The organism is Kitasatospora sp. NPDC047058 (assembly GCF_040643935.1).
In the GTDB taxonomy this organism is placed as follows: Bacteria; Actinomycetota; Actinomycetes; order Streptomycetales; family Streptomycetaceae; genus Kitasatospora.
The window spans coordinates 1-10733 of sequence record NZ_JBEYVJ010000251.1 but is presented as its reverse complement, the minus strand read 5'-3'; the positions used below and the strand labels follow the sequence as shown (position 1 = coordinate 10733).

At 74.3% G+C, this 10733-nt stretch carries 10 protein-coding genes; 7 read left to right on the top strand and 3 right to left on the bottom strand.

The window, feature by feature from the left end:
* Nucleotides 1-73: 73 nt before the first annotated feature.
* A complete protein-coding gene (locus tag ABZ885_RS28275) occupies nucleotides 74-745 on the bottom strand; it encodes a Tat pathway signal sequence domain protein (RefSeq protein WP_360194405.1) in 672 nt (223 codons plus the stop codon).
* 366 nt (nucleotides 746-1111) lie between these two features.
* On the opposite strand from ABZ885_RS28275, the gene ABZ885_RS28270 reads away from it, so the two are divergent.
* The 3 genes from ABZ885_RS28270 to ABZ885_RS28260 all read left to right on the top strand — a co-directional run bounded on the left by ABZ885_RS28270 (nucleotide 1112) and on the right by ABZ885_RS28260 (nucleotide 3230).
* Nucleotides 1112-1819 carry a helix-turn-helix domain-containing protein gene (locus tag ABZ885_RS28270; RefSeq protein WP_360194402.1) on the top strand — a complete coding sequence of 236 codons (708 nt, stop codon included), beginning with the start codon at nucleotides 1112-1114 and terminating at the stop codon, nucleotides 1817-1819.
* A gap of 209 nt (nucleotides 1820-2028) precedes the next feature.
* A complete protein-coding gene (locus ABZ885_RS28265; protein ID WP_360194399.1) occupies nucleotides 2029-2679 on the top strand; it encodes a DUF6230 family protein in 651 nt (216 codons plus the stop codon).
* Nucleotides 2680-2681: 2 nt separating this feature from the next.
* Entirely contained in the window at nucleotides 2682-3230 is a 549-nt protein-coding gene (locus ABZ885_RS28260; RefSeq protein WP_360194397.1) for a DUF6114 domain-containing protein, read from the top strand.
* 85 nt (nucleotides 3231-3315) lie between these two features.
* Here ABZ885_RS28260 and ABZ885_RS28255 read toward each other — a convergent pair whose 3' ends face one another.
* Complete coding sequence (locus ABZ885_RS28255; protein WP_360194394.1) at nucleotides 3316-4431, bottom strand: NAD(P)-dependent alcohol dehydrogenase; 1116 nt, start codon at nucleotides 4429-4431, stop codon at nucleotides 3316-3318.
* Between the two features lie 114 nt (nucleotides 4432-4545).
* Here ABZ885_RS28255 and ABZ885_RS28250 point away from each other — a divergent pair, with 114 nt between their 5' ends.
* Nucleotides 4546-5493, top strand: a complete 948-nt coding sequence (locus tag ABZ885_RS28250; protein ID WP_360194391.1) for a helix-turn-helix transcriptional regulator — start codon at nucleotides 4546-4548, stop codon at nucleotides 5491-5493.
* A 164-nt stretch (nucleotides 5494-5657) separates the two neighbouring features.
* Nucleotides 5658-6974, top strand: coding sequence for a globin domain-containing protein (locus ABZ885_RS28245; RefSeq protein WP_360194388.1), 1317 nt, complete (start codon nucleotides 5658-5660; stop codon nucleotides 6972-6974).
* A 45-nt stretch (nucleotides 6975-7019) separates the two neighbouring features.
* Here the strand turns inward: ABZ885_RS28245 and ABZ885_RS28240 are convergent, their stop codons facing one another.
* Nucleotides 7020-8441, bottom strand: coding sequence for a selenium-binding protein SBP56-related protein (locus ABZ885_RS28240; protein ID WP_360194385.1), 1422 nt, complete (start codon nucleotides 8439-8441; stop codon nucleotides 7020-7022).
* Nucleotides 8442-8761: 320 nt separating this feature from the next.
* Between ABZ885_RS28240 and ABZ885_RS28235 the strand changes: the two genes are divergently transcribed.
* Nucleotides 8762-9727 (top strand): alpha/beta hydrolase, encoded by a 966-nt coding sequence (locus tag ABZ885_RS28235; RefSeq protein ID WP_360194382.1) that lies wholly within the window; start codon nucleotides 8762-8764, stop codon nucleotides 9725-9727.
* Nucleotides 9728-9783: 56 nt separating this feature from the next.
* Nucleotides 9784-10578: a fused MFS/spermidine synthase gene (locus ABZ885_RS28230; protein ID WP_360194408.1), complete on the top strand. Its 795-nt coding sequence runs from the start codon at nucleotides 9784-9786 to the stop codon at nucleotides 10576-10578.
* Nucleotides 10579-10733: the final 155 nt, after the last annotated feature.

Here is a 10733-nt window from a genome sequence, read left to right as displayed (position 1 = left end):
GGCGACCCGGTCGCCGTCCGCCGCCCGCTTTCCGTGCCCTTCTCCTCCGTGCCCTACTGACCTGTGGCGGTGGTCAGTTGACGTAGACGTGCGGGCTGCCGGCCACCGAGCTGTCGATCACCGGGCCGTACGTCGCCGAGAACCAGCCGGTGGCGAAGCAGGTGCTCGGGCCGGAGACCTTGGTGAACGGCTGGGCGGCGAAGCCGATGGTCTGCCCGGTGTTGTTGGTGGTGCCGGAGATGCTGCCGGGCGCGCGGTAGACGCAGGTCGTGGTGCCGAGGATGGTGTTCAGCACCACGGTGGTCTGCAGCGGGCCCGCGCCGCCCGGGCCGAGCGTGACGGGGTTGCCCGCGGCGTCGCTCACCGCGTTGGTGTACGGCAGGTTGTTGACCGTGATGCTCTGTACGGACATGACGCCGATGACGTTGGCGGTGCAGGAGCCGAAGGTGTGGCTGTTGAGCTGCTCGGTGGCCACGCCCGGTGCGTCCGGGTTGGCGGTGACGGTGGCCGAGAACGAGGAGACGGCGCACTTGATGCCGCTCGTCCCGGTCGCGCTGGAGTAGAAGGTGGCGTAGTTGCCGGGGGCCAGGCCGGCGGTGAGCACGTCGCCGACGGCGACGGCGGTGCCGCCGGCGCTGCCGTGGGTCAGGACGGCCGGACCGGCCGCCTGGGCGGGGGCGCCGGCGGCGGTGGCCAGGGCGGCGGCGGCCAGGGCCGCGGCGCCGAGGGTACGGCGGATGCGCATGAGGGTGCCTCTCTCCGTGCGGAGTCGGGTGGGGGAGCCCGCGCGGTCACGCCGGGCGGTGCTGCGCGGCGGGACGGTGCCGGGGTGACGCGCCAGGGCGCGCGGCGGCGCGTCGGCGGTGCGGTGTGGGGGAAGGTGCGCCCGGTGCTGCGGCGGGCCCGGCGCCACGGGCCCGCCCGTACGGCGAGGAGGTGCAGGGAGTGCGTGGGGTGCACGACGACGGCTGCCACCGGCGCATGCGTTCGCCATACTGAGCAGTCGGAACGCGGGAAGGTTTCCGGCGGCGGAACGCCGTTCGATTGGAAACCTGCGAGTGTTGTAAACCAGCCCTTGCGTCAATGTCAAGACACAGCACGGGAGTTGGCGATGAACCCGGATGCCCTCCACGGCGCCGAGGCGCTGCTGCTGCCGGGCGCGCGCACCGGCCGCGACCCGGCCCGCTCGATCAAGCGCGGCCCGAGCCGGCTGCCGCCCGGGGTGGTGGCCGCCACCCAGCGCGAACGACTGCTCGACGGCCTGGTCCACACCGTGGCCCAGCACGGCTACCAGCACGCCACGGTGAGCGACATCTGCCGCGCGGCGGGGGTGACCAGGCCGGTCTTCTACGAGCTGTTCAGCGGCAAGGAGGACGCCTTCCTGGCCGCCCACCGCTACGGCACCGGGGTGGTCATGCGGCGGATGGCGGCGGCCTTCGCGGCGGCCGGCGACTGGTGCACCGGCATCCGCGAGGCGCTGCGCGCGCTGCTCAACCTGCTGGCCGGCGTGCCGGCGTTCGCCACCATGGCGGTCATCGAGATCGAGGCGGTCGGCCCGGCGGGGCGCCGGGAGATCGCCCAACTCCTGGACCGGTTCCGGGTGTTCTTCGCCGAGGTGCCCGAACCTCCGGGCGGCGTCGGGGTGGAGGCGCTGGTGGACGCGGTGGTCGGCGGCGTCTACCGCACGCTCCACCGGGCGGTGGACGCCGGCCGCACCGAGGAACTGCCCGAGCTGCTCCCGGCGTTGAGCCTGTTCTGCCTGGCGCCGTTCCTCGGACCGGCCGAGGCGCAGCGGCGGCTCGCGGCCGGAACTGACTGATCATCAAGATCCTTGCCGAGAGCCGTCGGTGATCCTTCGTGCACCCGTATTGACCGTCCCGATACCGGGCAGTAGCTTCCTGGTTACCGCCTGCGGTCCGACCGGTCCGCCCCGCTGCCACGGGGCGGGCCGCCGGCCGGGCCGCAGAACGCTGTCCGCGCCAGGACAACGTGCCAGTGCCTGCACACCCACCACCCGAGGGAGCACACATGGCCACGTCCGAGGACGCCGCCCCCACGCCCGCAAGCACCGCCGCACCCGCCGAGACCGGAAGAGGCCGGGTCCGGCTGCGGCGCACCGCACTGATGGCCGTGCCCGCCGTCGCCGCCGGCGCCGTCCTGATGGCGCTCACGGCGCAGGGCGTGCTCGCCGCCCAGTTCGCCATCTCCGGCATGCCGTTCACCGTCACCGCCGACAACCTGGACGGCGTCGGCTTCGAGCAGTTCGGCAGCCTGGACCACATGATCGAGGGCAGCCCGAACCAGGGCGACACCGGCGGGCAGGTCCTGGTCGCCGTGTCGGCGATCAAGCAGGCCGAGCTGACCAAGCTCTGCCAGAGCGTCGACCTGGGCGGCATCAACCTGCTGATCAAGGCCGGCGATGCCGGCACCCCGGTCACCGCCACCGACCTGACCACCGACTCCGACCTGCTCTCCGGCGACGCGTCGTTCAAGAACATCGAGATCGGCGGCGACGCCAGCACGTTCACCAAGGCGGGCGTGAAGGGCCTGCCGGGCGTGTTCGGGCAGCAGGCCGACACCGTCAACATCAAGAACCTGCGGCAGCACAACTACGCCACCACCGCGGGCGCCTTCAAACTGCCCAACCTGCGGCTGAGCTTCAGCTCGGAGGGCTGCTGACGGTGGCCGATCCCGTACCCGGGGCGGCCGCCGGCGCCGGCCCGTCCCAGGCGTCCGAGGCGTCCCCAGCCGCACCGGATGCGCAGCCCGCGCCGGATGCACCGCCGGCACCGGACGCCGCCCGTGCCGCCCAGGCCGTCCCGGCCGCCCGCGGGTGGCGGGGCTGGCGCGGCCGGCGGCCGTTCTGGGGCGGCCTGCTGGTGCTGCTGGGCGGCGCCGAGATCCTCTTCACCCTGCGGGCCCCGCTGCCCGTCGTCCTGCACATCGGGATGCAGGGGCTGGCCGGCTACCTGGTGCCGGTCGTGATGGCGGTCTGCGGCGTCCTCATCCTGCTCAACCCCGCCCAGCGGCTGTTCTACTCCGTCCTCGCCGTGCTGAGCTCGCTGGCCAGCTGGATCACCTCCAACCTGGGCGGCTTCCTGCTCGGCATGATCCTCGGCGTCCTCGGCGCCTGCCTCACCTTCGGCTGGCTGCCCGACCAGCCCCCGCGCCGCCGCCGGCTCCGCCGCGCGGCCCGCACCGAGCCGGCCGGACCGGCCCAGACCGCCTGAGCCGGCCCGGTCCGACGCGGCGCCCCGCCTCCGGTGATGGGAGAGCACCGGGGGCGGGGCGTCGTGGTGATCGTGCGTGCGGGGGTCAGATGGTGGAGGTGTCGATCACGAAGCGGTAGCGGACGTCGCTGGCCAGGACGCGGGCGTAGGCGTCGTTGATCTGGTCGGCGCGGATCAGCTCGATCTCGGCGCCGATGCCGTGCTCGGCGCAGAAGTCCAGCATCTCCTGGGTCTCCGGCAGGCCGCCGATCATCGAGCCGGAGAGCGACTTGCGGCCGCCGAGCAGGGCGTGGGCGTTGACCGTGACCGGCTTCTCCGGTGCGCCGACCTGGACGAGGGTGCCGTCGGTCCTCAGCAGGCCGAGGTAGGCGCTGAGGTCGAGGTCGGCGGAGACGGTGTTGACGATGAGGTCGAAGGTGCCGGCCAGGTCGGTGAAGGTGGCCGGGTCGGAGGTGGCGCGGTAGTCGTCGGCGCCGAGCTTGAGGCCGTCCTCGCGCTTGCGCAGCGACTGGCTGAGGACGGTCACCTCCGCGCCCTTGGCGTGTGCGATCTTCACGCCCATGTGCCCGAGGCCGCCGAGGCCGACGATCGCGACCTTCCTGCCGGGGCCGGCGCCCCAGCGGTTGAGCGGCGAGTACAGCGTGATGCCGGCGCAGAGCAGCGGTGCGGCGACGTCCAGCGGCAGGGCGTCCGGGATGCGCAGCGCATAGCCCTCGTCCACCACCAGCTGCGTGGAGTAGCCGCCGTGGGTGGGCTCGCCGTCGCGGCCCACGCCGTTGTAGGTGAAGACCGTGCCCGGGGTGCCGGTGCAGAACTGCTGCAGCCCGGCCCGGCAGTTGTCGCACTCCCGGCAGGAGTCGACGAAGCAGCCGACCCCGACCCGGTCGCCGACCGCCCAGCGGGTCACGCCCGGGCCGACCTCGGCGACCACGCCGGCGATCTCGTGGCCCGGCACCATCGGGAAGATCCCGTCGCCCCACTCCTCGCCGACCTGGTGGATGTCGGAGTGGCAGATGCCCGCGAAGCGGACGTCGATCAGGATGTCGTGCGCGCCCAGCGCCCGGCGCTCGATCGTGGTCCTCGCCAGCGGCGCCTTCGGCGCGGGGGCGGCGTACGCGGCGACGGTCCGCGGCTTCGGGTCGGTCCCGTTCGCCGGGTTCCCGGCGTTCGCGGTGTTCGTGGCGTTCGTCGTGTTCGTCATGTGCTCCAGCCTGCGGCGGCTCGCCCGCGGTAACCAGACCAGCACTTGTCGTACGCACGCCGGTCGTACGCACGCCCAACGTACGACCGGGAGTCTCACCCTCATACTGGCCGCATGGACCAGCGCACCGAACTCAGCGAATTCCTCCGGTCGCGGCGGGCCCGGCTGAGGCCGGAGGACGTCGGCCTGCCCGACACCGGCGGGCGGCGGCGCGTCCCCGGGCTGCGGCGGGAGGAGCTGGCGCAGCTGGCGGGCGTGAGCACGGCCTACTACATCCGGCTGGAACAGGGGCACGGCGAGTCCGTCTCCGCCGCCGTGCTGGACTCGATCGCCCGCGCGCTGCGGCTCACCACCGCCGAGCGCGAACACCTCCAGCGGATCACCAAGCCGGTCCGCCGCCGGAGCGGGCGCGCCGCGGCCGCCCGCCCGCAGCGGCTCCGCCCGGCGCTGCAGCAACTGCTCGACGCGATGGAGGGCGTGCCCGCGTACGTGCTCGGCCGGCGGCTGGACATCGTCGGCTGGAACCGGCTCGGCACCGCCCTGCTCGGCGACCTCCCGGCGATGCCGCCCGAGCTGCGCAACATGGCTTGGCACGTCTTCCTCGACCCGGCCGCGCGCGAGCTGTACGACGACTGGGAGGGCAAGGCGACCGACGTCGTCGGCATGCTGCGGCTGGATGCCGGACGGGACCCGGATGACCCCCGGCTGACCTCGCTGATCGGTGAACTCTCGCTCAAGAGCGTCGACTTCCGCCGGCTCTGGGCCGCCCACGATATCCGCGACAAGGGCCACGGCACCAAGGAGCTGCACCACCCGGTGGTCGGCCGGCTGACCCTGCGGTACGAGACCCTGCGCCCGGCCGACGACCCGGATCTGGTGCTGGTCACCTACCACGCCGACCCCGGCTCGACCTCCGCCGAGTCGCTTCGGCTGCTGGCCAGTTGGGTCGCGACCGCCCCGGTGGCGGGGTCCGGACCCGGCCACCTCCCCGGCGGCGCCGGGGAGCGGTCCGGCCAGGCCGGGGCGCCGGGCCAGGAGTCCCCTTCGGAGACGCCGCGTTAGTCCGGTGGTCCCGGTCCGGGCGGGACCGCCGGCCCTGTTTCCGGCCTCCCGTCCGGTCGTTTACTGGACCTGCCGCCGTCCGGGCCCCGCCCTGCCCGGAACCGGCCGTCATGGTGAACACCGGTGGTCCGTAAGGAAACTGACGGACAGTTAGGCTCCGCTTCATGGAGACCAGTAGCACCACCGAGTACGACCGGTTGATCGCGCGCCACCAGGCCATGCGCCTGCGCCGGCAGCTCCTCGCGCCGGCGACGGGCCACCCGGGCGCGGCGTACCCGCCCGTCGGCGCGGGTACCGGCCACCACGGCGGCTACGGCGGCTACGGCGATGAGAGCGGTGAGAGCGGTGACGGCGCGGGCGACGGCGGCGCGGGTTACGACGGCGCCGCCGACCAGCGGCTGATCCTGCAGACCATCGGCCTGGTCACCCCGTTCGCCGACCTGATCGACCACCTGTACGCGTTCATGTTCACCCGCCGCCCCTACCTGCGCGCGCTCTTCCCCGCCTCGATGGAGTTCCAGCAGACCCACCTGGCACGGATGTTCAGCTACCTGGTCGAGCACCTCGACCGGCCCGACGAGCTCGCCGGCACGCTCGCCCGGCTCGGCCGCGACCACCGCAAGCTGGGCGTCCGGCCGGTCCACTACGAGGCCTTCGAGGAGGCCCTGTGCGAGGCGATCCGCCACCGGGCCGGCTCCGGATGGTCGGGGGAGCTGGAGGCGGCGTGGGTCCGGATGCTCCGGTTCGCCGTCGCGGCCATGGTGGCCGGTGCCGAGTCCGCGCTCACCGAACCCCCGTACTGGCACGCCGTGGTGGTCGGCCACGAGCGCCGCCGCCCCGACCTCGCCGTGGTCCGGGTCCGCACCGGCGAGCCCTACCCGTACCGGGCCGGCCAGTACGGCACCGTCGAGCACCCGCTGCTGCCGCACACCTGGCGCCAGTACTCGATGGGCTGCGCGCCGCGCTCCGACAACGAGGTCGAGTTCCACGTGCGCCGCACCGGCCCGGGCGGCGTCAGCGCGGCACTGGTCGAGCGGACCGCCGTCGGCGACCGGCTGCGGCTCGGCCCGCCGCGCGGCTCGCTGATGCCCGAGGACGACACCCGCGACCTGCTGCTGGTGGCCGGCGGGACCGGGCTGGCGCCGATGAAGGCGATCGTCGAGCAGGTGGCCGCGCACCGCCCGCGCGGCCGCAGGGTCCACCTGTTCGTCGGTGCCCGGGACCGCGCCGACCTCTACGACTGGCCCGCGCTCACCGAACTCGGCGGCCGCAAGCCCTGGTTGGAGCTGGTCCCGGTCGCCGACGACGGTCCGGCGGGCCGCCGCCGGCTCGCCGAGGCGGTCGGCCGCGGCGGCGACTGGACCGACCACCTCGCCTGCGTCAGCGGCCCGGCCGGCCTGGTGGACGAGGTCCGCACCCGGCTGGTCGCCGCGGGCCTGCCGCCCGCCCGCGTGCACCACGACCCGGTGGCCCGGCGCTGAGACCCCCGCCCACCGGAACACAGGCCGCCGGAGTACCGGCCCCGCCTACCGGAAGCAGTACGAGTCCGAGGAGGCGTCCCCGCCCGCCAGGTGCGTCTGGTGCACCCGCAGGCCCCGGAAGTCCGCCCCGTGCGGGTAGAAGCGCGGGTCGACGGTCAGGCCGCCCGCCTCGGTGTCGGCGTCCAGCTTGACCAGCCACGGCTCGATTCCGTCCGGGTAGAACTGGTCGTCCCAGGCGCCGTACAGCGAGTTGGTCAGGTACAGCCGCCGGCCGTCCCGGCTGATCTCGACCATCTGCGGCGCGCCGCTCAGCGGCCGGCCCGGCTCGGCCGGGTGCGGGGTCCGCGCGGCCACCCCGCCCAGGCGCACCGAACCGGCGAGCCGCGGGTGGAACGGGTCGGAGACGTCGTACTGGAACAGCTCGCCGGTGCCCCAGGCGGAGACGTACAGCCAGCGGTCGTCCACCGACAGGTTGATGTCCGTCACCAGCGGCGGAACCGCCCCGAACGGCTGCAGGGCCGGCGGCAGGTCCTCGGCCTTCGCCGGCTCGGCCGGGATCTCGATCACCTTGCGCGCGGTGAACGCCGCGCCGTCCCGGTACCAGAGCCAGACCGAGGCGGAGAGGTCCTCCACGTCGGCGACCACGCCCACGAACCCCCACTCGGCCTGCGGGTCGTGCGCGGGCCGCAGCTCCAGCACCATCTGGTACCGGTCGCCGAGGTCGATCCGCTGCAGGTGCCGCCCCGAGTCCAGCTCCCAGAAGTGCAGCGCGTGCCCGTACTTGCGGCCGAGCAGCAGCTCCGGCACCACGCCGTCCTCGACCATCGACGGCGTGCCCCACTCGCTGGTCACGGCCACGTTGGTCCCCAGGTGCCACCACACGTCGTAGGCGAAGTGCTGCGGCCCGCGCTCCGTCTCCCAAGCGCGCAGCACGTCGAAGGTGGTGTGGTCGAGCAGCGCCACCCCGCCCGGGCCGTCGGCACCGTCCCCGCCGCCCAGGCAGGACAGGAAGACGCCGTCCGGCCCGCAGTGCAGCGTGTGCGGCCGCGAGTACCCCGCTCTGGCCGCCAGCTCCTCGGCCGGGACGGTCTTCACCAGCCGCGGCCGCACCGGGTCCGGCCGGGTGTCCATCACGTGCAGCCGGGACGACCGCAGCCCGGGCAGCAGCAGGTACCGCCGCTCCGGGTTCTCGTGGCAGGCGTGCGCCAGCGCGCTGGAGCAGGCGTTCCAGCCGAAGTGGTGCAGCTCGTCCCCGAGCCCCGGCAGCTCGGCGAAGTTGAGCACCCGCCCGTACGTCGGGGAGGCCGGATCGGTGTCCACGGTGATCAGCGCGTCCGGCCGCCGCGCCGACCGGTCGAACCCGGCCACGTAGGCCAGCCTCTCCGGCGGCGCGGCGATCGCCTCGGCGGGCGTCCGGTAGAGGGACGGGTCGCCGTGGCCGGCCTGTGGATGGTGCCCCTGCGGCATGCTGACTCCTCGACTCGCTTCATCGACAAGGGGAGTGACGGTGGCCCGGGTAGCGTTCCACAGGAACACGGGCGCACAGCAGGCGCACCGGGAGCGGGGGAGCACCCGCGGCGCAGCGACCGCGGTGCCGCGCTCCGGGCTACCGGCCGGTATCGTCGGTGCTCCTGAACACACGGGGCCGGTCACCGCCGGCCGGGCTGGGCGGGGCCGGGCCCGGACAGGACACGGCACGTCAGGTCAGGCCAGGTCAGGCCAGGTCAGGGCACGGCACGTCGGAGCACGTCGGAGCAGGTCGGAGCAGAGGAATGGGAACGACGGGCATGGAATTCCGGGAAGACATTCTGGGCGCCCCCTACGAGTCGGCCGAGCTGCCGCTCACCCCCGACGAGGAGGGCGACGTCAGCGCCACCCTGGTCCGGCGGCTGGTCCCCGGCAGCGACCGGGCCGTGCTGTACGTCCACGGCTACGTCGACTACTTCTTCCAGACCCACCTGGCCGACCACTACGTCGAACGCGGCTACTCGTTCTACGCCCTCGACCTGCGCAAGTACGGCCGCTCGCTGCGCCCCCACCACTCGCCGAACTTCGTCCGCGACCTCGCCGCCTACGACGAGGAGCTGGACGCGGCCGTCCGGGTCATCCGCGAGCAGGACGGCCACCGGCAGCTGCTGGTCAACGGCCACTCCACCGGCGGCCTGGTCACCGCGCTCTGGGCCGGCCGCCGGGCCGGGCGGGGCGTCGTCGACGGGCTCTTCCTCAACAGCCCGTTCCTGTCCCTGCCCGCCGGCCCCGCCGTCCGCGCCATCGGCGCGCCCGCGGTCGACGCGCTCGGCCGCTTCGCCACCACCCGCAAGCTCCCCTCCACGCTCAACCCGCACTACGTGCACAGCCTGCACCGCGCCCACCGCGGCGAATGGGAGTTCGACCTCCGGATGAAGCCCGCCGAGGGCTTCCCGCTGTACGCCGGCTGGCTCGCGGCCATCCAGCGCGGCCAGCGGCAGGCCCGGCGCGGCCTCGGCATCGACGTCCCCGTCCTGCTGATGGCCTCCACCGCGTCGATCTCCACCACCAAGTGGCAGGCTGCGCTGCACCACGCCGACGCCGTGCTGCGCGCCGACGACATCGCCGCCGTCGGCCCGCGCCTCGGCCGGAACGTCACCATCGTCCGGATCAAGGACGGCATGCACGACCTCGTCCTCTCCGGTCCGGACGCGCGCACCCAGTTCTTCACCGAGCTCGACCGCTGGCTCGACGCCTACCTGCCGGCCCCGGAGCGCGCCGAGTGACCACCGAGGACCCCGTCCCGGTCGCGCGGAGGACCGACCTCGGGCTGGCCAGGCTGATGCCCGACATCGACCGCGACAGCGGCTGGCTGCTCACCCTGGACGACACCCCGCAGTCCTACGTCGACCTGGCCGACCCGACCCACCTCGAGTTCGAGTACACCCGCCGGATCGGCCACCTCGTGGACGCCGTCGCCCCCGCGGGGCAGCCGCTCGACGCCCTCCACCTCGGCGGCGGCGCGCTCACCCTGCCCCGCTATCTCGCCGCCACCCGGCCCGGCTCGCGCCAGCAGGTGGCCGAGGTCGACGGCCCGCTGGTCGCCCTCGTCGAGGAGCAGCTGCCCTGGCAGGGGCCCGGCGTCGACATCACGGCCACGGTCGGCGACGCCCGGGCCGCGCTCGCGGCCGTCCCGGCGGGCTCGCTGGACCTCGTCGTCGCCGACGTCTTCCACGGCTCGCGCACCCCCGCGCACCTCACCTCGGTGGAGTTCCTCCGGCTGGCCGCCGCCGCGCTGCGCCCCGGCGGCTGCTACGCCGCGAACCTCGCCGACGGCCCGCCGCTCGCCTTCGCCCGCGCCCAGGCGGCCACCCTGCGCGCCGTCTTCCCGGAGGTCTGCCTGATCGCGGAGGCCCCGGTGCTGCGCGGGCGCCGCTACGGCAACATCCTGCTGGCCGGCTCGACCGCCCCGCTCCCGGTGGCGGAGCTGGCCCGCAGCCTGGCCGCCGACATCTTCCCGGCCCGGCTGACGGACGGCGCGGACCTCGCCGCCTTCTGCGGCCGCACCGGGCCGGTGACGGACGCCGACGCGACGGACAGCCCGCTGCCCCCGGACGGTGCGTTCAGCGTCGGGTGACGAGCCCCGCACGGGCGGGACGGCCCTGCGCAGGCGCCCCCTGCACCGGCGTGCGCGGGCGCCCTTCCCCGGCGCGCCATCTCACCGCGCAGCTTGAGGATGACGGAGACGGCGGTGTCGGGGCCGGTGCTCTCCAGCGTGCGCCACAGGGAGTC